Annotated in this window: 20 protein-coding genes; 8 read left to right on the top strand and 12 right to left on the bottom strand. The window is 68.6% G+C overall.

The genetic code is table 11. The annotated features are described in order from the left end of the window. A complete protein-coding gene (locus tag ACFWZ3_RS07825; protein ID WP_439707177.1) occupies positions 1 to 2,043 on the bottom strand; it encodes a transglycosylase SLT domain-containing protein in 2,043 nt (680 codons plus the stop codon). Between the two features lie 97 nt (positions 2,044 to 2,140). On the opposite strand from ACFWZ3_RS07825, the gene ACFWZ3_RS07820 reads away from it, so the two are divergent. After that, positions 2,141 to 3,727 carry a glycoside hydrolase family 17 gene (locus tag ACFWZ3_RS07820; protein ID WP_439707176.1) on the top strand — a complete coding sequence of 529 codons (1,587 nt, stop codon included), beginning with the start codon at positions 2,141 to 2,143 and terminating at the stop codon, positions 3,725 to 3,727. Here ACFWZ3_RS07820 and ACFWZ3_RS07815 read toward each other — a convergent pair. The 5 genes from ACFWZ3_RS07815 to ACFWZ3_RS07795 all read right to left on the bottom strand — a co-directional run bounded on the left by ACFWZ3_RS07815 (position 3,641) and on the right by ACFWZ3_RS07795 (position 7,727). After that, positions 3,641 to 4,054, bottom strand: coding sequence for a hypothetical protein (locus ACFWZ3_RS07815; RefSeq protein ID WP_439707175.1), 414 nt, complete (start codon positions 4,052 to 4,054; stop codon positions 3,641 to 3,643). The genes ACFWZ3_RS07820 and ACFWZ3_RS07815 overlap by 87 nt on opposite strands. Beyond that, positions 4,051 to 4,866: an endonuclease/exonuclease/phosphatase family protein gene (locus tag ACFWZ3_RS07810; protein WP_439707174.1), complete on the bottom strand. Its 816-nt coding sequence runs from the start codon at positions 4,864 to 4,866 to the stop codon at positions 4,051 to 4,053. Before ACFWZ3_RS07810 ends, ACFWZ3_RS07815 begins: the two co-directional genes overlap by 4 nt. 165 nt (positions 4,867 to 5,031) lie before the next feature. Further along, positions 5,032 to 5,682: a thiol:disulfide interchange protein DsbA/DsbL gene (locus ACFWZ3_RS07805; protein WP_439707173.1), complete on the bottom strand. Its 651-nt coding sequence runs from the start codon at positions 5,680 to 5,682 to the stop codon at positions 5,032 to 5,034. Between the two features lie 214 nt (positions 5,683 to 5,896). Continuing rightward, on the bottom strand, positions 5,897 to 6,769 hold the full coding sequence (locus ACFWZ3_RS07800; RefSeq protein ID WP_439707172.1) for a thiol:disulfide interchange protein DsbA/DsbL: 873 nt from the start codon (positions 6,767 to 6,769) through the stop codon (positions 5,897 to 5,899). Between the two features lie 85 nt (positions 6,770 to 6,854). Beyond that, positions 6,855 to 7,727 (bottom strand): c-type cytochrome, encoded by an 873-nt coding sequence (locus tag ACFWZ3_RS07795; RefSeq protein ID WP_439707171.1) that lies wholly within the window; start codon positions 7,725 to 7,727, stop codon positions 6,855 to 6,857. A gap of 116 nt (positions 7,728 to 7,843) precedes the next feature. Between ACFWZ3_RS07795 and yihA the strand changes: the two genes are divergently transcribed. Beyond that, on the top strand, positions 7,844 to 8,476 hold the full coding sequence (gene yihA / locus ACFWZ3_RS07790; protein WP_439707170.1) for a ribosome biogenesis GTP-binding protein YihA/YsxC: 633 nt from the start codon (positions 7,844 to 7,846) through the stop codon (positions 8,474 to 8,476). A gap of 87 nt (positions 8,477 to 8,563) precedes the next feature. Here yihA and ACFWZ3_RS07785 read toward each other — a convergent pair whose 3' ends face one another. Beyond that, the gene (locus tag ACFWZ3_RS07785) at positions 8,564 to 9,052 is read right to left on the bottom strand and encodes a GAF domain-containing protein (protein WP_439707169.1); all 489 of its coding nucleotides are present in this window, start codon (positions 9,050 to 9,052) and stop codon (positions 8,564 to 8,566) included. Positions 9,053 to 9,112: 60 nt separating this feature from the next. On the opposite strand from ACFWZ3_RS07785, the gene ACFWZ3_RS07780 reads away from it, so the two are divergent. From ACFWZ3_RS07780 to dcp, 4 genes are all read left to right on the top strand, one after another. Then, positions 9,113 to 9,328, top strand: a complete 216-nt coding sequence (locus ACFWZ3_RS07780; RefSeq protein WP_439707168.1) for a hypothetical protein — start codon at positions 9,113 to 9,115, stop codon at positions 9,326 to 9,328. 72 nt (positions 9,329 to 9,400) lie between these two features. After that, complete coding sequence (gene bioD / locus ACFWZ3_RS07775; RefSeq protein WP_439707167.1) at positions 9,401 to 10,111, top strand: dethiobiotin synthase; 711 nt, start codon at positions 9,401 to 9,403, stop codon at positions 10,109 to 10,111. A gap of 153 nt (positions 10,112 to 10,264) precedes the next feature. Then, the gene (locus ACFWZ3_RS07770; RefSeq protein WP_439707166.1) at positions 10,265 to 10,615 is read left to right on the top strand and encodes a hypothetical protein; all 351 of its coding nucleotides are present in this window, start codon (positions 10,265 to 10,267) and stop codon (positions 10,613 to 10,615) included. Positions 10,616 to 10,732: 117 nt separating this feature from the next. After that, on the top strand, positions 10,733 to 12,922 hold the full coding sequence (gene dcp / locus ACFWZ3_RS07765) for a peptidyl-dipeptidase Dcp (protein WP_439707165.1): 2,190 nt from the start codon (positions 10,733 to 10,735) through the stop codon (positions 12,920 to 12,922). A gap of 183 nt (positions 12,923 to 13,105) precedes the next feature. Here dcp and ACFWZ3_RS07760 read toward each other — a convergent pair whose 3' ends face one another. Next, positions 13,106 to 14,473 (bottom strand): glutamate--cysteine ligase, encoded by a 1,368-nt coding sequence (locus ACFWZ3_RS07760; RefSeq protein WP_439707164.1) that lies wholly within the window; start codon positions 14,471 to 14,473, stop codon positions 13,106 to 13,108. 252 nt (positions 14,474 to 14,725) lie between these two features. Here ACFWZ3_RS07760 and ACFWZ3_RS07755 point away from each other — a divergent pair, with 252 nt between their 5' ends. Next, entirely contained in the window at positions 14,726 to 16,468 is a 1,743-nt protein-coding gene (locus tag ACFWZ3_RS07755; protein WP_439707163.1) for a peptide-N4-asparagine amidase, read from the top strand. A gap of 315 nt (positions 16,469 to 16,783) precedes the next feature. Then, positions 16,784 to 18,655 (top strand): peptide-N4-asparagine amidase, encoded by a 1,872-nt coding sequence (locus ACFWZ3_RS07750; protein WP_439707162.1) that lies wholly within the window; start codon positions 16,784 to 16,786, stop codon positions 18,653 to 18,655. A 48-nt stretch (positions 18,656 to 18,703) separates the two neighbouring features. On the opposite strand, the gene ACFWZ3_RS07745 is transcribed toward ACFWZ3_RS07750, so the two are convergent. The 4 genes from ACFWZ3_RS07745 to rho form a co-directional block, all read right to left on the bottom strand. Beyond that, entirely contained in the window at positions 18,704 to 19,867 is a 1,164-nt protein-coding gene (locus ACFWZ3_RS07745) for an alpha/beta hydrolase family protein (RefSeq protein ID WP_439707161.1), read from the bottom strand. A 116-nt stretch (positions 19,868 to 19,983) separates the two neighbouring features. Further along, complete coding sequence (locus ACFWZ3_RS07740; protein ID WP_439707160.1) at positions 19,984 to 21,393, bottom strand: M56 family metallopeptidase; 1,410 nt, start codon at positions 21,391 to 21,393, stop codon at positions 19,984 to 19,986. A 134-nt stretch (positions 21,394 to 21,527) separates the two neighbouring features. After that, the gene (locus tag ACFWZ3_RS07735; protein ID WP_439707159.1) at positions 21,528 to 21,905 is read right to left on the bottom strand and encodes a BlaI/MecI/CopY family transcriptional regulator; all 378 of its coding nucleotides are present in this window, start codon (positions 21,903 to 21,905) and stop codon (positions 21,528 to 21,530) included. Between the two features lie 193 nt (positions 21,906 to 22,098). Then, positions 22,099 to 23,865, bottom strand: a complete 1,767-nt coding sequence (rho, locus tag ACFWZ3_RS07730; protein ID WP_439707158.1) for a transcription termination factor Rho — start codon at positions 23,863 to 23,865, stop codon at positions 22,099 to 22,101. Positions 23,866 to 24,001: the final 136 nt, after the last annotated feature.

Raw genomic sequence — 24,001 nt, 5'->3', positions numbered from 1 at the left:
TCAGCGGGTGGCGCCGGCGGTCGCGACCGCGCTGGCCGGCGCGGTGGGACAGGTCACGTCCTTGCGTGGCGTATGGACGTCCGGAAGGCTGTAAGGCTGCCCGATCGCCGGCATCCGCGAGGCCAGCGGCAGGGCCTTGCCGGAGAGGCGCCAGTCGTAGATCACGGCGAAGGCCATCACGCGGGCCACGTAGTCGCGGGTCTCATGGTAGGGAATGGTCGCCACGAACAGGTCCGGCGGCAAGTTGCCGCGTTCGCCGAGCCACTGGTCGACCTTGTTCGGACCGGCGTTGTAGGCGGCGCTGGCCAGCCACGGCGCGCCGCTGAAACGGGCGGCCATCTGCGCCAGGTAGCGCGTGCCGAGCATGATGTTGACCGCCGGGTCGTACAGCGACTGGCCGCCCTGCCAGGCCAACCCGTTCTTTTTCGCCACCTGCGCGGCGGTGGCCGGCACCAGCTGCATCAGGCCGCGCGCGTCGGCGCCGGAGTGCGCGTCGCTCATCCAGGCGCTCTCGGCGCGCGCGATCGCGTAGGCCCAAGACGGGTCGATGCCGGCCTGCTGCGCCTGCGGCACCACGCCATCCTGGCTGGCCAGCGGGAAGCGCTGGTCGTAGTAGCGCAGCGCATCGCCGCTGGAGTAGGTGAACACCGCGCGGTCGTACCAGCCACGCTCGTAGGCCAGCCGCGCGGCGATGCGCAGCGTGGTGGCGTCGGCATCCCCGAGCGCGCGCGACCATTCGCGGCGCGCGAGTTGCGGCAGGTCCACGGCGAACAGTTCGAAGGCGCGCTGCAGCCCGGGCTTGTCCAGCAGCGCCTGTTCGCGCTGGGCATCGTCCGGCGGGTCCAGCGGGCAGATCGCGTAGTCGTCCTGCACGCGGTCGGCGGCGAGGAAACCGTAGTAGGTCGGCTCCTGTGCGAGCTTCGCGTAGAGCGTGCCGGCCTGGTCGGCCTGGCCGGTGGCGGCCAGTGCGCGGGCGCGGAAGTAGCGCCACTCGTCCTCGTCCTGCTGGCCGGCGGGCATGGCGTCGATCGCGGCCAGCACGGCCGGCCAGTCCTGTCGTGCGAGCGCGACGCGCGCGCGCCATTCGCGGCTGGTGTCGGTCTGCACGTCGGCGGGCAGGCTGGCCAGGCGGACCAGCGCGTGCTCGTCGAAGTCGGTGGCGTGGAACAGCGCCAGCGCGTAGCGCACGCCATCGCGCTGGGCGGGGGTGAAGCTGAAGCGAGGCGCCAGGCGTTTCCAGCCGGCGTCGGCCGCGTCGGTGTCGCGCCGGGCCAGGCGCTTGAGCGCCAGCGCGGCCGCCTGGCGGTGGCGCGGCGTGTCGGGCCACTGGGTTGCATCGGCGACGGCGGCGGCCGGGTCGCGCAAGGCTTGCGCCAGTCGCGCGGCGGCCTTGCCTTCCTCGCCCGGCAGCCAGCCGGCCAGCGCCGCGATGGTGCCGCCCTGGCCCGCGTCGATCGCGCGATCGATACGTGCCCACAGGCGCGCGCTGGTGAGCAGGCCGGCATCGTGCGCGGCGTCGAGCACCGGATCGCAGGTGTTGGGCAGGCTGGGGCTGTTCCACAACGCGGCCAGGTCGCGCTCGAAGTCGAGCGTGCCGCCCTGCGCCAGTCTGGCCTGCAGCGCGTCGCAGGCCAGCGCATCGCCGAGGCCGCTCTGGTACAGCGCCAGGAAATCGTCCCAGTGCTGCTGGCGCGCCTGGCTGCGCAACCAGGCGCGGCGCAGGTCGGCAGCGGGCAGCAGGTTGGGGTAACGCTTGATGTAGTCGGCGACCGTGGCGCGGTCGAGCGTGTCCACGTCGTGCTCGAGCGCAGCTTCTTCCAGATAGGGATACAACGGGTAATCGGCCAGCTCCTTGGCCCAGCTGCGCCAGCCGTCGCCGCCCTGCTGGGCCACCGCCCAGGCCTGCCTGAAGGCGAGGCGCTGCTCGGCCAGCGAGGGCGCGGCATGTACCGTCGGCGCGAGGAAACACCAGGCGGCGAGGGCGAACAGGAGGTGCGACAAGGGACGCCGCGCGCGGGCGGCCGGGGAGGTGTTCGGGGTCATCGTCACAAGTGTAGTAATCCGCGGTAAGCGCAGCGTTAATCGCCGGCATCCAGACGCACGCTTGATAAGCTGGCGTTTTTGCCCGCCGCAGGAATCCATGTCCGCCACGCCGTCGCTTCGTTCCCGCCCGCACTGGCCCGCGTGGGCCGCGCTCGTGCTGGCAGCCCTGGCCGGCGTGCTCGGCTGGTGGTGGATGGGCCGGCCCGTGGCGCTGCCGGATGCGCCCTCCTCGCGCATCGCCTGCGTGTCGTATGCGCCGTACCGGCGCCCGGGCGAAACGCCGTACGACCCGAGCACCTTCATCAGCCCCGAGCGCATCGATGCGGACCTGCGCGCGCTGTCGCAGCGCTTCGACTGCGTGCGTACCTACTCGCAGGGGCAGGGCCTGGCGGCGGTGCCGTCGATCGCCCGGCGCTACGGCATGCAGGTGCTGATGGGCATCTGGCTCGGCCGCGACCCGGCGGCGAACGCGCAGGAAATCGCCACGGGCATCGCCACGGCCAACGCGAACGCCGACGTGCTGCGCGGGGTGATCGTCGGCAACGAGGTGCTGCTGCGCGGCGAGCTCGCGCCGCAGACGCTGGCCGGCTACGTGCGACAGGTGCGTGCGGCGATCCCGGCCTCGGTGCCGGTGACCTACGCCGACGTGTGGGAGTTCTGGCTGCGCTACCCGCAGATGGCGCAGGCGGTCGACTATCTGACCATCCACATCCTGCCGTACTGGGAAGACGAGCCGGTGCCGCCGGAGCACGCCGTGCGCCACGTGGCGCAGGTGTATGCGCAGATGCAGCGCGCATTCCCCGGCAAGCGGGTGATGATCGGCGAAACCGGCTGGCCCAGCGCCGGCCGCCCGCGCCGCGCCGCGCGCGCCACGGTGGTGAACGAGGCGCGCTACCTGCGCGAGTTCCTCGACTACGCCGCCAAGGTGCACATGCCCTACAACGTGATCGAGGCCTTCGACCAGCCGTGGAAACGCATGCAGGAAGGCACGGTCGGTGGCTACTGGGGCATCTTTGACGTGGACGCGCGGCCGAAATTTCCGATGACCGGACCGGTGGTGGAAGAGCCGCGCTGGTGGTGGGGCTGGATTGCCGGCGCGGCGGGTGCGGCGCTGTTCGGCATTGCCGGCGTGCCGCGCAACAAGCGCGCTGCGGGCGGCTTGCTGCTGGCCGGCTTCGCCAGCGGTGCCGCACTGGCCTGGCAGGGTCGGCAGATGATCTTCGCCTGCCGCGACCTGCTCGAGTGGGGCGCGTCCATCGCCGCCTGCGTGGCTGCGCTGGCGACGGCGTTCTGGCTCGCGCGCGGCGTCGTGCGTCGCCTGGCCGGACGGGAGGCCGTGCCGTGGGCACCGGCGTGGCTGTCGCTGGGCTGGCTATTCGCCATGGCCTGGTACGACCTGCTGCTGGTGTTCGATGGTCGGTACCGCGACTTCCCGCTCGGGCTGTTCGCGCTGCCGTGCGTGGGTTACGCGCTGGCCGGCTGGCTCGATCCGCAGCCGGCGCGTCCGCCGCTGGAGCACCGCCTGCTGGCCGTGCTGCTGCCGGCGCTGGGAACGCTGGTGGTGGTGCAGGAGGTGGGTCTCAATCTCACCGCCTGGCTATGGCTGGGGCTGAACCTCGCCCTCGCCGTGCCGGTGCTGGCGGCGTGGTGGCAGGCCATCCGCCTGGGCCCGCAGCAGGCGTAGCGCGCCGACCAGCAGCGCGAACGCGCCGGCCTCGAAGCAGTACAGCACCAGTGCGGCCACGCCCAGCGCGGCGGCCAGCCACGCGGCCAGCGGATGGCGCCAGAACAGCGCGATGAAGGCCGCGGTAAGCGCCGCGTAACCGTAGGTGTAGCTAAGGAAGCCCAGTACCGCCCATTCGCGCCAGGCGCACCAGGCCGGGCCTCCGCCGACGGTGCACAGGTTGGCCACCGCCGGTGGCTCGATCACGCCATAGCGCACCGCGGAGGCGGCGAGCGCGACCAGCGCGAGGGTGAACCAGGGCAGGACCAGGCGCAGCGTGCGGCTCATCGGCGCAACCGGTGGGCGCGTGGCGCCAGTGGGGCGGCCAGGCGGATCTCCGCCGCCAGCGGCAGGTGGTCGGAAAACGCCTGCGGCAGGGCCCAGACGCGTTCGAGCGTGAGCGACTCGGACAACAGGATGTGATCCAGCGCCCGCCGCGGCTTCCAGCTGGGGAAGGTCGGCGTGGGCTGCTCGGGCGGCTGCAGGCTGCAGCGCGCGAACAGGTGGCGCATCTCGGCGCTGTGCGCCTCGGTATTGAGGTCGCCCATCAGCACCACGTTGGGGTAGCCGTGGAGGACCTCGGCGATGAAGGCGAGCTGGCGCGCGCGCGCCTGCGCCGACAGCGAAAGATGGGCGATCATCACGGTGAGCGCCTCGGCCTCGGCGCCGTAGCGCACCAGCAGCGCGCCGCGGCCGGGAATGCGGCTGGGCAGCGGGTAGTCGTAGACGCTATGCGGCTCCATCCGGCTGATCAGGCCATTGGCCGAATGCGCCAGGCGCGCCATCGGCCGGTTCGGCTGGTGGCTCCAGAACGGCAGGCCGGACGCCTCGGCCAGGTAGCGGGTCTGGTTGAGAAAACCCGAACGCAGGCTGCCGGCGTCGGCCTCCTGCAGGCCGATCACATCGAATTGCGGCAGCACCTCGGCCAGGCGGTCGAGGTTGTCCAGCTTGCTGCGGCCGGGCAGCACCGCATTGATGCTGCGGGTGACGTATTCGCTGTAACGCTGCACGCTGGCGCCGGCCAGGATGTTGCAGCTGAGCAGGCGCAGGCGGCGTTCGGCGGGAGCCTTGTCGGGGAGGGCTTTGGCGGCGCTGGTCATCGAGGCGAATAGGGAAGGGCTTGGTGGGCGGTCATTGCTTGCACCGTTCACCCTGGCGTGGCGCAGCGAAATCGAAGCCGTTCGATTTCGCCGCTGGCCAGCGATCAGGGACAACGGTCACGGCAGCAGCATCGCCCCCCCTGTGTGAACGCGAGGCGCGCCTGGTTAGTTGCCGGCCAGTTCGCGATCGACCAGCCAGCGGGTGAGCTTGACCAGTTCGTCCAGCGTCTTCACGTGGGCGCTGCGGTACTTGCCGTCCACCACGATGGTCGGGGTGCCGTCGATCTGCCACTTCTGCAGCAGGTCGAAATCCTTCTTCATTTGCGCGGTCGCGGCGTCGGAGTTGGCGATCTGGAGGAACTTCGCGCGGTCCACGCCCTGGCGTGCGTAGAAGTCGGCCAGCTCGTCGAGCGTGTTGATTGGGTAGTGGTCCTCGAACTTGGCCTCGAACAGGGACAGGTGAGTGCGGTCGACCACGCCCAGTTGCCGGGCCGCGTAATAGGCGCGGGCGAACGGCATCCAGGCGTCGTTGAAGGGCGCCGGCAGCAGCTTGAACTCGACGCCCTTGGGCAGCGACTTGCGCAGCTCCTCGGCGGTCGGCGCGAAATGCGCGCAGTGCACGCAGCCGTAGGAGAACACCTCCACCACTTCGACCTTGCCCGCGGGGCTCAGGCGCTCGTGCGGTGCGGGCAGCGTCACGTACTGGTCGCCCTCGGTGAAGGGCGCGGGCGTCTCGGGTGACGCGGTGCAGGCGCTGGCCAGCAGCAGGCCGCCGAGCAGAGTCAGCAGACGCAGGCGGGCGAAGTGCTTGATCATGGAAGTCTCCGAGGAATGGATAGCGTGCGGCGCGTGCCGCGCGGATCCCGCGCATTGAACCACCTCTGCGCCGACCCGGCGAAGAACCCGTGCGCGGAAACGCGACCTTGGACCGCGGATCGCAGCAGCGAGTTTCACGGCCGCAGGCGCCGGGCCGCTGCGGGCGAAAGACATCGCCCGGACGTGCGCTGCGGTGGTCCTGCCGTGACGGAAATTACTTCCCGGCCGCTTCCTTCGACACCAGCCAGTTGGCCAGCTCGATAGTCTGCGGGTAGCCGCCGGCGTCGCCGACGTCGAAGCGGTACTTGCCGTTGACGATCAGCGTCGGCGTGCCGGTGACGCCGTAGGCCTTGATCAGGTCGTCGGCGCGCTTCATCTGCGTGTTGATGCTGAAGGAGTTGGCGACCGCCACGAATTCCTTCGGATCGGCGCCGCACTTTGCGTAGACCTTGGCGGCGTCGGCGATGGTCGGCAGCGCGTCATGCGGCTTCAGGCCGTTGCCCGCCTGGTTCATGGCCGACAGCTCGCCGCTCTTCCACACCGCGTCGTACATGGCGTCGTTGCACTTGTCGGCTACGCCCAGCGCCTTGGCGGTGAAGTAGGCGCGCTGCAGCATCGGCCAGTTTTCCTGCGGGATGAACGAGGCCGGGAGATAGGCCATCACGGCGTCGGAAGGCAGGCTCGCGGCGAGCTGGCTGACCACCGGGTGGAACTGGTTGCAGGCCGGGCAGCCGTAGGAGAACACCTCGGTCACCTCGATTTTGTCGGTGGAGGTGGCCTTGGGCTGGGCCGGCTCGATGCGGAAGTAGTTCTTGCCCTCGACCCACTTGCCGTTGTCGACGAACGGCGCGGCCGGCGGAGCGGTGGGCGTGGGCGTGCCCGAGGCGGCGGCGGTGGCGACGTTTGCCGGTGCGCTGGCGGCGGGAGCCGGGGCGCTGCTCGCGGCCGGCGCGGTGTTGGCCGCGGGCGCGGCGGCCGTGGTGCTGCTCGGGGTCGGCGATGCGGGCGCGCTGCCGGTGTCGCTGTCATGGCTGCAGGCGGCGAGGGCGAGCAGGGCGGCACACAGGATCGGCAGGCGCTTGAGCATGGGGACCTCGGAGCTTGGTCGGGATGCCGGCGGCATCCCGGGGCTGAAAACGGACACGCCGGCGGAGGCCGGCGTGTGGGATCGATCAGGGCGTGGCCGGCTTGTTGGGGCCCGCCGCGTCGTTCACATGCAGGCCTTCGACGTAGCTGGACAGGGCCGCGATGTCCTTGTCGTCAAGCTTCTTGGCGATCGCCGGCATGATCTTGGCCTGCGCGTCGTCGCCCCAGGTGGTGCCGTCGCGCCAGGACTTGAGGGTCTTCTCGACGTACTGCGCGTGCTGGCTGGTCAGCTGCGGATAGGCCGCACCCGGGTTGCCGCGGCCGTCGATGCTGTGGCACGCCATGCAGGCGGGGATGCCGCGCTCGACGTCGCCCTGGCGGAACAGCGTCTCGCCCTGCTGCACCAGCGCGGCGTCGGCCACGCCCGGCAGCGACTGCTTGGTGGCGAAGTAGGCGCCCAGGTCGTGCATGTCCTGCTCGGACAGCGGCGCGGCCATGCCCATCATGATCGGGTTCTGGCGCTGACCCGCCTTGAAGTGGGTCAGCTGGCGGACGATGTAGGACTCGTGCTGGCCGGCGAGCTTCGGGTACTGCGCGTCGGTGGAGTTGCCGTCCATGCCATGGCAGGCGCCGCAGGCGGCAGCCTTGCCCTGACCGGCAGCCGCATCACCGGGCTTGGCCACGGCGGCGACTTCGGCCGGCGCGGCCGGCTGGGCGGCGGAGGCGGCGGCCGATGGCGCGGCGCTCGCCTGCTTGCCGCTGTCGGCGGGTGCCGAGGGCAGCGCGTCGACGCCGGGCGCACCGGCCGAGCTCTTCTGCGCGGCAGTGGTGGCACTGGCCGGCGCAGCTTCCGCGGGCTTGGCGTCCTGCGCCACGACCACGCTGGCAGACAGCGCGAACACCAGGGCGATCATGCCGCCGAGGGCAGCGGGCCGGAAACCGGCGGACCGAAAACTCATACACTTGTCTCCCGAAAGACGGCTCAATCCGCCGTGGACCGCTGCCAACATGGCCTGCGGCAGGCAGAAACCGCCGAATTATCCCCGCGCCACCGCATTCCGGTCAAACCGTTCCCATGCCCAATCCGCTCAACGGCGCGCAGTTCGTGCTGGCCGCCCACCGCATCAGCCAATTGCCCGCCGACGAGGGCGCCGAAGTGGCCTTCGCCGGGCGCTCCAATGCCGGCAAGTCCAGCGCGCTCAACGCGTTGACCGGGCACAAGGGCCTGGCGCGCACCTCCAAGACGCCCGGACGCACGCAGCAGATGGTCGCGTTCTCGCTGCCGCCGCTTGCACAGGACGGAGGCGAGACGCCGCTGGAAGCGCGCCTGATCGACCTGCCCGGCTACGGCTACGCCAAGGTGCCGGAGGAGCTGCGCGCGCACTGGAAGCAGGAGATCGACGCCTACCTGCACCGCCGCCGCAGCCTGCGCGGCGTGGTGCTGATCGCCGACATCCGCCATCCGCTGAAGGAATTCGACCGGATGATGCTGCAGTTCTGCTTCGAGACGAACCTGCCCTGCCATCTGCTGCTGACCAAGGCGGACAAGCTCTCGCGCAACCAGGCCATGCAGGCGTTGGCGGCGGTGCGCAAGGGTTTCGGCGACGGGGTACAGGCCAGCGCGCAGGTGTTCTCCTCGGCCGACGGTACCGGCGTGGAACCGGCGCGCGAGGCGGTGCTGGCGCTACTGCGCACGCCGCGCGGCTAATGCGTCCTCCTGTAGGAGCGCACCTGTGCGCGACCGCCATGCATCCCGGTCGCGCACAGGTGCGCTCCTACGGGAGGCAATGGTCAATCAGCCCAGCGATTCCATGAACACTGCGCACAGCGCCGCCATGCCTTCGCGGTCGTCCTCGTCGAAACGACCCACGAGGGGGCTGTCGACATCCCACACGCCCAGCAGCGAGCCGTCCGGCTTGACCAGCGGCACCACGATTTCCGACTGCGAGGCCGCATCGCAGGCGATGTGGCCTTCGAACGCGTTGACGTCGTGCACCAGCTGGATTTCGCGCGTGCGTGCGGCGGCGCCGCACACACCGCGGTCCAGCGCGATGCGCACGCAGGCCGGCTTGCCCTGGAACGGGCCGACCACCAGCTCGGTGCCGTCGAACAGGTAGAAACCGGACCAGTTGAGGTCGGGCAGGCTGTTGAACACCAGCGCGCTGAAGTTGGCCGCGTTGGCGATCAGGTCGCGCTCGTCGGCGAGCAGGCCGCGCGCCTGGCTGGCCAGGTCTGCGTAGTGTTCGCGCTTGCTGGCGTAGGTGGTTTCGGCGAGGTGGAACATCGGCGCGTTTCCGTCGGCAAAGCCCGTATTATGCGCCCGACATCCGGTGGGGGCCGTGCGATGAGCCCGACCGAACAGCGCGAGGGCATCGAGGCAGGGCGGCTGGACATGTTCGTCGTTCCCGCCGTGCTGGGCCCGGCCTCGGCGCTGGCGGCGCTGCTGCTGCCGCTGTCCGCGCCGCCGGTGCTGTGGTCGCTGCCCGGCTGCCTGTACGTGCTGATGTACCTGATCGGCCCGCTCACCACGCGCTTTGGCCGTCGCCACGGGCTGGCCTGAAACCCGCCTTGCTTGCCCGTGGCCGCCGCGGCGCGGAACATGTCCGGTTCGCCACGATGTTCCAGGACCGCAATGCAGAACCTATCGAACGCAGGCGGCGCGCTGTTCGTCGCCGGCACCGACACCGGCATCGGCAAGACCCACGCCGCCTGCACGCTGATCCACGCGCTGCGCGCGCGGGGGCTGGCGACGTGCGGCATGAAGCCGGTCGCCAGCGGCTGCCTGGAGACGCCCGACGGGCGGCGCAACGAGGATGCGCTGGCGCTGCAGGCGGCCGCTAGCCGTCCGCTCGACTACGACGCGATCAACCCTGTCGCACTGCGTGAGCCGCTCTCGCCGCACCTGGCCGCGCGCCTGGAACGAACGACGGTGTCGATGGGGCCGTTGCACGCCGCCTTCGGCCTGCTGCGCGCCGCGCACGACATGGTGGTGGTCGAAGGCGTGGGCGGATGGATGGTGCCGCTCGCGCCTGGTTTGCTGGCCTCGGCCATCCCCCGACAGTGGGACCTGCCGGTGGTGCTGGTGATCGGCCTGCGGCTGGGTTGCCTCAACCATGCGCTGCTGAGCGCGCGGGCGATCCTCGACGATGGCTGCCGCCTGGCCGGCTGGATCGGCAATCGCATTGATCCGGCCATGGCGGCGGTCGAGGACAACCTGGAAACCCTGCGCGAGATGCTGCCCGCGCCCTGCCTGGGCGTGCTGCCCTATGGCCTGGACCCCGTCCAGGCCGCGGGGCGGCTGGAACTTGCGCCGTTGTTCGAACACCGAACCGTGGCCCTGTAGGAGCGCACCTGTGCGCGACCGCCATGTCCGGCTGTCCCGCGAGGCGCAGCATGGCGGTCGCGCACAGGTGCGCTCCTACAAAGGGCGTCCGCGTGGCGACCGCTTCACGCCACGCATGCTTCGATTCATCCGAGCCCAAACGCAGGAGTGCGCATGAGCAACCGCAATCACTATTACCTTTCGGTCGACGACATCCGCCACGCCCGCGGCGCGGACCCGGCGCTGGCCTGGCAGGGCTCCAGTCCGGACGACCTGGCCGCCGCGCTGCAGGAATCGCTGCGAGGTACCGGCCTGTTCGAGCGCTGGCGCGCCATGCAGCCGGACCCCGATGAGGTCGACATGAGCCTGGCCGCGACCGACCCGCAGGCCACCGCCAGTGCCAAGGTCGCCGACCTGCACGTGGACGTCGACCTGGTGACCGATCTGCCGATGCGCGTGGTGCGGGCGCGGCTCAACTGGCTGATCGGTTCGAACTGGCAGCTGCGCGACATGCGTGCCGCCTGAGCGCCCAGGCGACGGCGAGGCACTTCCGGCCCTTGGAAGTCGCGCCCCAGTGTGGTTAGAGTCGAACGCTTTGACTCACCCGTTCCGCGCCGCGGACGCCACTTCTGGGGAATACCGATGCCTCGTCTTCGCCTGCTCGTGATCGCCACTTCGATCGCCATGGCCGCCTGCTCGCAATCGTCCAACGACAACCAAGCCACGCCCGCGCCCACCGCGAGCGCGCCGGCGGCCAGCGCCAGCACGGCGCAGGCCAACCCGTTCTTCGCCGCCAGCACGCTGCCGTTCCAGGCGCCGCCGTTCGACAAGATCCAGGAAAGCGACTACCAGCCGGCGATCGAAGAAGGCATGCGCCAGCACCTGGCCGAGATCGAGAAGATCGCCAACAACCCCGAGCCGCCGACCTTCGATAACACCTTCATCCCGATGGAGAAGTCCGGTGCGCTGCTCAAGCGCGCGATGACCGCCTTCGACACGGTCACCGGCGCCAACACCTCCGACGCGCTGCAGAAGGTGCAGGAGGAGGAAGCGCCCAAGCTTGCCGCGCACCAGGACGCGATCTACCTCAACGACAAGCTGTTCCAGCGCGTGGAGACGATCTACAACCAGCGCGACAAGCTGAACCTCGATCCGGAATCCCTGCGCCTGGTCGAAGTCACCTACAAGGACTTCGTGCACAACGGCGCCAAGCTCTCGGCCGCCGACAAGGCCAAGCTGAAGGAGCTCAACAAGGAAGAGTCCACCCTCAGCACGCAGTTCACCAACAAGCTGCTGGCCGCCACCAAGGCCGGTGCGTTGACCGTCGATGACGCGGCCAAGCTCAAGGGCCTGTCCGAGGGCGACCTGGCCGCCGCCGCGCAGGCGGCCAAGAGCCGCGACCTCGACGGCAAGTGGACGCTCACGCTGCAGAACACCACCCAGCAGCCGGCGTTGAAGGACCTGGACGATCGCGCCACCCGCGAGGCGCTGTTCAAGGCTTCCTGGGACCGCGCCGAGCACGGCGGCGACAACGACACCCGCGCCACCATCGAGCGCATCGCGCAGATCCGCGCAAGCCAGGCCAAGCTGCTTGGCTATCCGACCTTCGCCGCCTGGAAGCTCGAAGACCAGATGGCCAAGACGCCCCAGCGCGCGCTGGACTTCATGCACAACCTGGTGCCGGCGGCCACCGGCCGCGCCGAGCGCGAGGCCAAGGACATCCAGGCCGTGATCGACAGCCAGCACGCCGGATTCAAGCTCGACGCATGGGACTGGCAGCACTACGCCGAACAGGTGCGCAAGGCCAAGTACGACCTGGACGAGAACCAGATCAAGCCGTACTTCGAACTGGACAACGTGCTGCAGAACGGCGTGTTCTACGCCGCCAACCAGCTCTACGGCCTGACCTTCAAGGAGCGCCACGACATCCCGGTGTGGCAGCCGGACGTGCGCGTGTTCGAGGTGTTCGACAAGGACGGCACTTCGATGGCGCTGTTCTATTGCGATTACTTCAAGCGCGACAACAAGGGCGGCGGCGCCTGGATGAGCAACCTGGTGGAGGAGTCGACCCTGCTGGGCACCAAGCCGGTGGTCTACAACGTCGCCAACTTCACCAAGCCGGCGCCGGGCCAGCCGGCACTGCTGTCGTTCGATGACGTGATCACGATGTTCCACGAGTTCGGCCATGCGCTGCACGGCATGTTCGCCGATACCAAGTACCCCTCGCTGTCCGGCGCCAACACCGCGCGCGATTTCGTCGAGTTCCCCTCGCAGTTCAACGAGCACTGGGCGACCAACCCGAAGGTGTTCGCGCACTACGCGATCAACTACAAGACCCACGAGCCGATGCCGCAGGCGCTGGTCGACAAGATCAAGCAGGCGCGCCACTTCAACAGTGGCTACGACATGACCGAGCTGGTTGCCGCGGCGCTCCTGGACATGGGCTGGCACACGCTGCCGGCCGACACGCCGAAGAAGGACGCGGACAAGTTCGAGACGGAGGTCCTCACCAAGGACAAGATCAACCTGTCCTACGTGCCGCCGCGCTATCGCTCCAGCTACTTCCAGCACATCTGGGGCAACGGCTACGCCGCCGGCTACTACGCCTACCTGTGGACGCAGATGCTGGCCGACGACGGCTTCGAGTGGTTCAAGGAGAACGGCGGCATGACCCGCGCCAACGGCGACCGCTTCCGCAAAATGGTGCTCTCGCGCGGCAACACCGAAGACCTGGCGCAGATGTACAAGGCCTGGCGCGGCAAGGAACCGAGCGTGGAACCGATGCTGATCGACCGCGGGCTCAAGGATGCGCCCGAGGGCAACGAGAAGTAAGCAAGAAGGGCCGGCGCAAGCCGGCCCTTCTGCTTTGGCCCCCTCTCCCCTCCGGGGAGAGGGCTGGGATGAGGGGCACGTTTGCGATAACACCACCACCGAGCGTGGCTCCGATCGATCAATCCCGCGAGCCCCGGCCCCTCACCCCGACCCTCTCCCCGGAGGGGAGAGGGAGCAGGGCGCTCAATAGGCGAACTCGCGGAACACCGGGTCGACGCTGCCGCCCCACGGCCCGTGGAACAGTTCGAGCTTGCGCTCGGCCGGCGTCTGGTTCGCCTCGACGATTTCGATCATCGGGTCGAGGAAAATGCTCTCGTCGGCACCGTTGCGGTTCAGTCGTGCGCGGCGCTTCAAACCATGCGCGGCGATCTTCAGCGTCTCGGCCGCAAGGTCCCGCACGGTGCCGCCACGGAAGGGCAGCTTGAGCGCCTGCCTGGGCACGCCGTCGCGCAGGGCGTGGCGCTCTTCCATGGTGAAGTCCTTCACCAGGTCCCAGGCCGCATCCAGCGCCTGGTCGTCGTACAGCAGGCCGACCCACAGCGCCGGCAACGCACACAGGCGGTTCCATGGGCCGCCATCGGCGCCGCGCATCTCCAGGTACTGCTTCAGGCGCACCTCGGGGAAGGCGGTGGTGAGGTGGTCGGCCCAGTCCTTCATCGTGGCGCGCGTGCCTGGCACCGCATCGAGCGTGCCGTCGAGGAAGCGTCGGAAATCCTGCCCGGCCAGATCGATGTAGCGGCCGTCCTGGTAGCTGAAGTACATCGGCACGCCCAGGATGTAGTCGACGTAGCGCTCGTAGCCGAAGCCTTCCTCGAACACGAAGTCGAGCATGCCGGTGCGATGTGGGTCGGTGTCGGTCCACACGTGCGAACGGTAGGAGAGGAAGCCGTTGGGCCGCCCTTCCGTGAACGGCGAATCGGCGAACAGCGCGGTGGCAATGGGCTGCAGCGCCAGGCTCGCGCGGAACTTCTTGATCATGTCCGCTTCGGACGAGAAATCCAGGTTGACCTGCACCGTGCAGGTGCGGGTCATCATGTCCAGGCCGAGGTTGCCGACCTTGGGCATGTACTCGCGCATGATCTTGTAGCGGCCCTTGGGCATCCAGGGCATCTGGTCACGGCGCCACTTGGGCTGGAAGCCCATGCCGAGGAAGCCCAGTCCGAGCCCGTCGGCCACCGAACGGACTTCCTCCAGGTGCGTGTTTACCTCGCAACAGGTCTGGTGGATGTTCTCCACCGGCGCACCAGAGAGCTCGAGCTGGCCGGCCGGCTCCAGCGTGATGTTCGCCTTGCCGCGCGTGAGTGCCACTGGCGTTTCGCCCTCGCGGGCGATCTCCCAGCCGTAGCGCGAGGCCAGTCCTTCCAGCAGCGCGCGGATGCCGCGCTCGCCCTCGAACGTCGGCGGCGCCAGGTCGTCCGTGCGGAAGCCGAACTTTTCGTGCTCGGTGCCGATGCGCCAGTCCTCGCGCGGCTTTTCGCCGGCGGCGAGGTAGTCCGTGAGCTGCTGGCGGCTTTCGATCGGGGTGCTCTTTACGGCACTGGGGATGGACACAGGCGATGCCTTGCTTCGGAGGAGCGGCCACTATGGGGATTGCGCCCGCGCCCTGAAAGGGGTGGACGTCGAAATAGTGTACGCCGAGGTTCTGGATAACCGCTGTGAAAGGCCGTGTCCGGTTGATTTGCAAGCAAAAACAGCCTTCTTCCGAACCGGCCTCGGCTGTGAGGAAAGCGTGAAATCACCCTTGACGGGGCAGGGCGCAAGATCGCGCGGCCTCGGGGTGGCATCTTGCGTAGGGAGAAACCTATGTTTACCAAGTTCGCGCGTCGCAGCGTGGCTGCGGTGACGCTTTGCCTGTTTCCCGCGGTGGCCGTCCTGGCCGCGCCAGCGGTCCCCACGGTGGAACCCCGCGTATCGAGCGCCGCAGGCGCGCCTTGCGTGGTGATCCTGTTCACCGACCAGCCGTTCGACGAATTCACCAGCTACAGCTACGCGCCGCCGCCGGGGTGTCCCGGCCCGTGGTCGAAGGTCGTCCTGAAGCTCAACCTCGGCGGCTCGCGCGCCGCCAATACCGCGCAGGTCAACTTGAGCCTAGGGGACGTCAGCCTGTTCAACGGGTCGCTGTCGCAGACCGATGACGTGGACAACTGGCACGTCGAACGCGACCTGACCGATTACGCCGCGCTGTTGCACGCGCCGCGTGTCGGCACGCTCAACTACCTGGACCTGGGCACACCCTACGGCGACGGCAGCCGCGTGACCGGCAGCGCGAAGCTGATGTTCTACCGCTCCACCGCCGGCACGCCGGCGCATCGCGTGCCGGACCGGGTGGTGCAGGCCAGCGGCAGCCCACAGAACCTGCCGCACAACATCGTGCGCGCCTACCTCGACGTAACCGCGCGCGCCGAGCCGCTCTGGTACACCTGCGTCCCGAACGCCTCGGCGGTGAGCTATCCGGCGCTGCTCAGCGTGCTGGCTCCGGGCATCAACCAGCCCGGCATCTTCCCGCAGCCGCAGGGGTGTACCGGCGGCAGTTTCCGGGAGGTGGAGGTGAGCGTCGACGGCACGCCGGCCGGCGTGGTGCCGGTGTTCCCGTGGTTGCCTAGCGACTTGAATGGCGTGTTCCACAATGCGCTGGATACACCGGTCCCGGGCGTGCAGGTGTTCAACCTGGTGCCCTACCGCGTCGACCTCACGCCGTTCGCGGCGATTCTCAGCGACGCCGGTCCGCACACGGTGACGCTCTCCGGTAATGCATGGACGGATGCGCAGTTGCTGCTCTACCTCGACCACGGCAGTGCGCACGTTACCGGGGCGGTCACCCTCAACACGCTGACCGATGGCGTGCCGACCCCGGTCGTCACCAACTCGCTGTCCGCCTCCGGCAACGTGCTGGAGGGCAACGTCGGCACCGAAGTGAACCGGCAGTTCGAGATCCACGGCTTCGTCAACACCTCCCACGGGCGCATCAACTCCCTGGTGAAGGAGAAGGTCAAGTTCAGCAACTTCCAGGGGTTCCATCTGGACGGCCTGGTCTACGAAGAACTCGAGTCGTACTGGCAGAACGTATGGCTGCAAAGTACCGTGGACCGCCACAGCCGCCGCACCCGCGGCAGCAAGGTGCTGAGCAACGATCACGAGATCGTCGCGTACCCGCTCACGCTCCACTACGCGACGTTCGGCGAATACGACCCCGATGGCGGCGACGGCCCGATCGTCTACCTGACCGGCTACCAGTTCGCGGTCGACCAGAAGCGGCACGTCGAGGGATGGCATCGGCGCCCCGGCATGCCCTGGTACGCCACCGTGCTGAACGACCGCTTCGTCGCCAGCCACGACATGGACGAGGGCACGCACAGCCACTGGAACAGCCTGCGCCGTTACGGCTTCAAGGACAGCTTCGGCAGTTGCTACAAGGCGGTGCGCACCAGCGCGAACGGCGTGCTGACCGGCTCGACCTTCGGCAATGGCTGCCCGGGCGACAGCAACCACGTGCGCTGGTACGCGCATGCGGATGGCTCCCCTGATGCGATCACCTGGCGGCCGTAGGCACGCCCGAAGGCACGGGGCCGGTGTGCCGCCGGCCCCGTGCCAAGTTGGCGGGCTATGGTTGACGAGGGATCGTGTGCGACAGCGGGGCCGGGCATGAGCGTTAGCATGGATTGTGCCGGCGCCTGACCCTTCCCGGCGAGGCCGGTGGCGCTTGCGCCCACGCGGTAGCTGCAACCAAAGGTCCGGTTTGCTTGGCAGACAGGTCGATAAACGGGAGCGAACTGAGCTGTTACTTTTTCGTAAGGACATTCCTTTGATGTACACACCCGCACGATAGGCGGGCAGGGGGACATCAGAGGAGGAACCATCACGATGTCTACCGAGACAGCGCGTCAACGACTGACGCAAGCGACGCTCCCGGTCGCGGCATTCGCCCTGCTTGCCCCCTGTATCGCGACGGCTTCGCCGCAGGAGGCGATCGAACGCGCAGGACCCCCGGTCCCCACGCCGCACACCCAGCCGTGCGAGGTGCAGCTGTTCACCGGTGCGCCGTTCGACACCCCCGCTACCGGCTTCGTATTCAGCCCGCCTGCCAACTGCCCGGGTCCCTGGGCCAAGGTCGTGCTGAGCATGGACTTGAGTGGTTCGCGCGACACCCGTACCCAGGGCGTGGCCCTGGCGCTCGACGACGTGACCCTGTTCATCGGTCCCACGGCGGATACCGCACAGCCCATGCAGTGGCACGTGGAGCGGGACCTGACCGATTACAGCGTCCTGTTCAAGCAGCCGGGCAACGGCACGCTGACCGCGTTGCGCGCGTTCCGCGACCTCGGCGGGAGCAGCATCAACGTCACCGGCACCGCGACCCTGCGCTTCTATCCGCCGCGGCCGGGCAACCCGGCGCCACGGGTGCCCGATGCCGTGTTCTCGACGTACGTCGACCAGCTCGCCGCACCGCCAGGAGTGAAGGATCTCGACGCGCTTCCCCACAACATCGAGCGCGCTTATCTGGACGTGACCGCCAAGGACGAGGCGTTCTGGTACAACTGCTTCACCCCTGAGGTGGCGCAGGCGCATCCGACCCTGATCAGCCGTGTCGCGCTAGGCCTGAGCCAGCGCGGGATCTTCCCGGTCGAACAGGGTTGTTTCCCCCACAGCTATTCCGACGTGCTGGTCACCGTCGACGGCACGCCGGCGGGTGTCGCGCCCGTCTTCCCGTGGCTGCCTACCCACTTCAGCGTCAACTCCGGGCCCAGGCGCTCGCCCTTCTGGAACGCGATGGATACGCCCACGGACAGTGCGCAGTCACTGGACTTCCTCCCCTACCGCGTGGACCTGACCCCGTTCGCCGCCATCCTCAACGAAGCCGGAACCCACCAAGTGGGCTTGAACATGCCTGCGCGCAGCGAGGTCAACGACCAGTGGTACCTTGCCCCGCGCACGGCCAACCTGCTGGTGTATCTCGACCCAGGCAAGAGTCGCCTGCCCGGTGCGGTGACCTTCAACTCGCTACCGGTCGAGCTGCCCGAGCCCGCGGTTACCGACGGACTGGTGCAGGACGGCAACCTGCTGGACGGGCGGCTCGGTGCGCGTCTGGACCGGAACTTCGAGATTCGCGGCTACGTCGATACCTCGCATGGACGTGTCGAATCGGTGGTGACCCAGCAATCCAGCTTCGAGAACGTGCGGCAGTTCCACGTCAAGGATGATCCGGCAACGAACGACCAGCCGTACTATCGCGAGGACTTGTGGCTGAAGAGCACGACGCAGAGCACCAGCCGCCGCACCCGCAATGGCAGCCTGCTCAGCGAGGACCAGCTCGCGGTCAGCTACCCGCTGGAGTTGCATTACATCGGCGCCGGCCGGCTGACCGATGCGTACAGCGAAGATGGCTCGCTCGACGTCGACCTGTTCGGTGGCGCAGTCAACGTGCACCAGCAGCGCCAGCTCGACGCCAGCCACTTCCGGCATGGCCTGCAGCCGTACACCACCCAGGTGCGCGAGGAGTTCGAAGGCAACCATCGCGTCGATCCGGACACCGATGCGGACAGCAACTGGCACGCGGCGCATACCTACGTGTTCACCGACAACCGCGGCAGCTGCTACCAGAAGGCGGTGCTGACCCAGAACGGTTCGCTGGACGACACGGCCACCGGCATGGATTGCCCCAACGGCACCAACCACGTGCGCTGGTACGCGCACCCAGACGGTTCGGCCGATGGGCTGAGCTGGCAGCGTCCGTAAAAAAAATGCCGGCCCCTGCGGGGGCCGGCGCTTCCCGGTCGGCTGGGTTCAACGATCGGCGCGCGCGGGTTCCGCCTCGCGCTGCAATGTGTCGAAAGCGCTGCGGATCTGCACGTCGCTGAAGTCGCAATGTCCCTCCCCGACCGGCGGGAGCACCGTCAGCAGCCGGGCCTTGCCCGCCGCCCGCACCTGGTCGGGATAGATGGCGTGGAAGCGCGCGGGAATGGTCTGGTCGTGGGTATTCCACTGCATTACCAGCGGCACCTCGATGCGCCCGCTGAGACTGACGTTGCGACGGCTGTAAGCAAGCGCCGCGGGCGAGCTGGCGTAGCGATGCACGCGCCGGTTGAAGGCCTCGTCGTCGCCGAAACCCCGGTAGACGGTGTGGCGGTTGTCCACGGGCATGCCGCCCGCGTGCTGCTCGAACTCGCGCAGCACCATGTAGTAAAGCGACAGCGAGGTCTGCGCTCCCTGCAGTCGCCGTGCAAGCAGCGCGGCCTGTTGCGGGTGCGCCTGAAGCGCCTGGGCGATCACCGCAGGAGGTACGAACTTCGGCGCGTCGGCTGCCGCCGGGTCGGGCAGCACGCCGGGTATCAGCGTGTCGAAGGCGACCAGCGGTGTCAGCACCCCGCGCGACAGCAGTTCCGGCGTGGAAACCGTGGCGCCGCACAGGATCAGCGCGCCCGTGTAGGCATGCGGATGCCGTTCGAGGCTCGCCGCCGCGCCGAGGCCGCCCAGCGACAGGGCGACCAGCCAGGTGTGGCGCGGCTGCCCGATGTCGCGCACGGCCAGTTGTCTCAGCCGTTCAGTGTCGAGGAGGGCATCGCCTACGGCCCATCCCTGCGACGCGTAATCACTCTGCGCGACGGCGTAGCCCTGCGCGAGAAAAAGCTGCGTGGGCTCCCATGGCTTCATCGGTGTCGTCCGCGGGGCGCCCTTGGGTTCGTAGCCGTGCATCAGCACGACCAGGTCCCCATTCCATGGAGCCGGAACGTCGATGCGGTAGGGCGCGCCCTCGAGCGTGCCGGCGCGGGACGCCGGTTGCGCTGCGCTGGCGAATGCAGGGAGAACCACCATGCCCAGACAGGCGGCCAGGGCCATCGACACCACGGCCCGGGCCGTTCGTGGTCGCCGGTGAATGGCGCCATTGGTCTGCGAGGACAGGTGGACGAGCCGGTTGATGATGGCGTGGTGCGGTGCTGTACGGTTCATCTGTTCACTCCTGTGGAAATCGCGGGCACGACAGAACCGTTGCGGCCATCCTGGAAGGCCACACAGGTGGATCGATTGGGCCGGGACCGTGCAAGAGCCGGCGACAACAAACGGGCTCAGCGGTGCCGGAAGGCGCTCACCAGGGTTCCCTGCTCGTCGAGCACCAGCAACACGTTCTCCGTGCCGTACCGGCGCTTGACGCGATAACTGTCCGAGCCGAATGCGCTGACGCCCGTGAACGCATAGGACTCGACCGGCCCCAGCTGGGCGAGATAGGCCTTCCTGGCCGCCCGGGTCTCGGTGCGCAAACGGGCAAGATCCGCACTCATGCCTGCGCCGCTGTCGGGGTCGCCAAGCAGCCGCCGCAGCGCTTCCTCGCTACCCGGGAAGGGCTTCTGGGCCGCGACGCGGGCGGCGAGCGCGGCCTGGATCCGATCCGCCGTCGCCTTGTCGACGCGTGGCGCATCGAGCACCTTGCGGCCGCGCCGGTAGGCAACCAGGCGCCGTGCCGGGCCCTGCGCTTCCTGGACGAACTCGACGCTGGCGTCCATGCCCTGCACGGCGAAGCGCGTCGGACTACGCGGCATGATGTGAAAGGGCTTCGGCGCGGCAATCTGTCCGCTGATGCGCACGGTGAGGCCGTCGCCGTCGCGCGTCACGGTCGCCAGCGAAATCGCGCTGATCCGATAGAACCCGACGTTGCGGGCCAGCGCGCCGGCGCCCGGGACCCTCGTGGCGTCCGCCAGTTGGAGGGTATCGGGCGGCGTCACCTGTGCCGCGAACACCGCCATGCCCAGCGAGATGCCCGCCAGCGCCGCCGCGCTCGTCCACTTGCGCGGCTTTCCCAGCATGAGGCGGATTCGTGTTTCCAGGAACGGCCCGGACATCGCCGGCATCACGTCGATCCGATGCGACCGGTGCTCGCCCACCTCGATCAGGGTTTCGCAGTATTCGCCAAGGTCGCGGCCATGCCGCAGCACGCGGGCGTCGCAGTCCACCTCGATGGCACGGCGCAGCCGACGGAACTGCCACCACAACAACGGGTTCCAGGGCATCAGCGTCAACAGCAGCAGGGCGAGCGCGACGAGCTGGGGGTCGCGCGCGTCCAGATGCGAGCGCTCATGGGCGATCACGCACTGCTGCCGTTCCGGTGGCGCCTGCAACAGCCACGCGGGAACGACGATGCGCGAGCGCAGCAGGCCGACTACCGCGGGGCCTGCATCAGGCGAGACCAAAACGCGCTCGCCGCTCATGTGCTGCTCGAACCAGCCGCGCTTGCGCCAATGCAGCGATACCGAGCTCCAGGCCAGGGCGAGCAGCATGAGGATCGAGGCGGCTGGCCAGGCTTCGTGCAGCAGCGCCTGGACACGAGGCGAACGGCCATAGGGCCGGGCGCCGCCGAAATCGACCAGCGCGGGCGGCATCGGTATCGAAGTGGCATCGCGCAAGGCGATCGATGCCGTCGAAACGTCGAAGCCGAGAGCGCCGGGAAGGCGGATCGATACCGAGGCGACGGCCGCGGGCAACGCCAGCGAGCCGGCTAGCGCGGCGATCCATATCCATCGCGTGGTACCGCGGCGACACTTGGCGGCCTGTTCGGCCGCCAGCGCTGCTGCACTCAGGGCCAGGGTGACCAGGACGACGTACGCCATCCAGCCGGTCACTTCCCGCGCTCCTTGCCGGCCCGCTCGGCAAGCAGTTGGCGCATGCGGCGTATCTGCTCGGGGCTGAGCTTCTGGTCGGAAACCAAGTGCGAGAACAACAGCTCGGCCGAGCCCTTGAACAGCTTGTCGGTCAGGTGTTGTACGGCGTTCTTGCGCGCGGTCGTCTGCTTGACGCTGGCGAAATACCGGTGTCCGCGACCTTCTTCCTCGTGTGCGACGTAGCCCTTCGCCTCGAGGGTGCGCAACACGGTAAGCACCGTCGTGTAGGCGAGTTCGTCGCTCAATCGCTCGCGGACCTCGGCCACCAGCGAAGGACCGTGGTCCCACAACGCCTGCATGACGTCGGCTTCCCGGTCGGTAAGAGAAATCTTCATCCGCGCCAGCCCGCCTTGCAAACTATGGCCATAGTTGATACAGCCGGGACGGAAGCTTGTCAACTATAAATATAGTAGAAGCCGTTCCGGCCGGTGCCAGGCCTGCTGGCAGTGACGGGAGCGCAAAGGGCCAGGCGCCGCAAAACGAAACAGGCCGGCATATGCCGGCCTGTTTCCTGGAAGGCGCTACGGTTCAGCGCTTCATCGAATTGAAGAACTCGTCGTTCGTCTTGGTGTTCTTCATCTTGTCGAGCATGAATTCCATCGCGGCCAGCTCGTCCATTGGATGCAGCAGCTTGCGCAGGATCCAGATCTTGGCGAGCAGGTCCGGGTCGATCAGCAGGTCCTCGCGGCGGGTGCCGGATCGGTTGATGTCGATGGCCGGGTAGACGCGCTTCTCGGCAATGCGGCGGGACAGGTGCACCTCCATGTTGCCGGTGCCCTTGAACTCCTCGTAGATCACCTCGTCCATCTTCGAGCCGGTGTCGATCAGCGCGGTGGCGATGATCGTCAGCGAGCCGCCTTCCTCGACGTTGCGCGCGGCGCCGAAGAAGCGCTTCGGGCGCTGCAGCGCATTGGCGTCGACACCGCCGGTCAGCACCTTGCCGGAGCTTGGCACCACCGTGTTGTAGGCGCGCGCCAGGCGGGTGATGGAGTCGAGCAGGATGATCACGTCCTTCTTGTGCTCGACCAGGCGCTTGGCGCGCTCGATCACCATCTCGGCGACCTGCACGTGCCGGGCCGCGGGTTCATCGAATGTCGAACTGATCACCTCGGCGCGCACCGTGCGGGCGATTTCGGTGACTTCCTCGGGACGCTCGTCGACCAGCAGGATGATCAGGTGCGACTCGGGGTGGTTGTACTGGATCGATTGCGCGATGTTCTGCAGCATCATCGTCTTGCCCGACTTCGGCTGCGAGACGATCAGGCCGCGCTGGCCCTTGCCGATCGGCGCGATGAGATCGAGGATGCGGCCGGTGATGTCCTCGCTGGAACCATTGCCGCGCTCGAGATGGAACGCCTTGCGCGGAAACAGCGGCGTCAGGTTCTCGAACAGCATCTTGTTCTTCGACGCCTCCGGCGGATCGCCGTTGATGTCGTCGACCTTGAGCATCGCGAAGTAGCGCTCGCCTTCCTTCGGATGGCGCACGCGCCCGGTGATGTAGTCGCCGGTGCGCAGGTTGAAGCGGCGGATCTGGCTGGGCGACACGTAGATGTCGTCCGGGCCGGCGAGGTAGGACTCATCCGCCGAGCGCAGGAAGCCGAAGCCGTCCTGCAGGATTTCCAGCACACCCTCGGCCCAGATGCCGCCGCCGGAGCGGGCGTGGGCCTTCAGGATCGAGAAGATCACGTCCTGCTTGCGGGCGCGGGCGACGCCTTCCTGGATGCCGAGCGATTCGGCGAAGGCCAGCAGTTCGGGCGCCCTCATCCGCTTGAGCTCGGTGAGGTTGATCAGCCGGTCGTTGCTGCCGATGTCGGCGTTCTCGTCGTCTTCGGGCAGGCCGCGCGGGTTGCTGCGGTTGGGCTGGCCCTGGTTGCCGCCCTGGCTGCCGCCTTGGCCGCCCTGCGGGCGCTGGCCGCGCTCGTGGCGGCGACGGCGGCCGCGGCCGTCACGTTCGTTGCGGTCGTTGCGGTCGTTGCGGCGCTCGTTGCTGCCGTTGCCGTTGGCCTGCTGCTGGCCGTTGCCGTTCTGGCCGCCTTCGCGGGCCTCCTGCGGCGCGCGCTGCGCGTTGTCGCCGGGCTCCATCGGCAGACTGGCCTGCGCGGGGGCCGGAGCAGGTGCCGGTGGGGAAGCGGGTGCCGGAGCGGGTACCGGAGCCGGAGCCGGGGCCGCCGCCTGGGCTGGCGCGGCGGCCTTCTCGGCAGCGGACTTGCGCGGCGCGCGGGTGCGCGGCGCATCCGCGCTCTTGGGTTCGGCGCGCTTGGCGTCGGACGGGTCTTGGGTTTCGATATCGGACACGGGCAAACCTCGTGGGGGCGCCGTTGGAGAAACAGGAGGGAGTGACGAGCGTCGCGCGGAGCGCGCGGGAGGGGCGAAGCGGACCGCCCCTGTCGGTCGTGAAAGGCAATCTAGCATCCGCCGCGCGGCGCCGTAA

Origin of the sequence: Frateuria sp. GZRR35 (assembly GCF_051900415.1) — a bacterium.
Taxonomy (GTDB): Bacteria; Pseudomonadota; Gammaproteobacteria; order Xanthomonadales; family Rhodanobacteraceae; genus Frateuria_A.
Note: the sequence above shows the minus strand (reverse complement) of the source record. Positions and strands in the feature narration are given on the sequence as shown.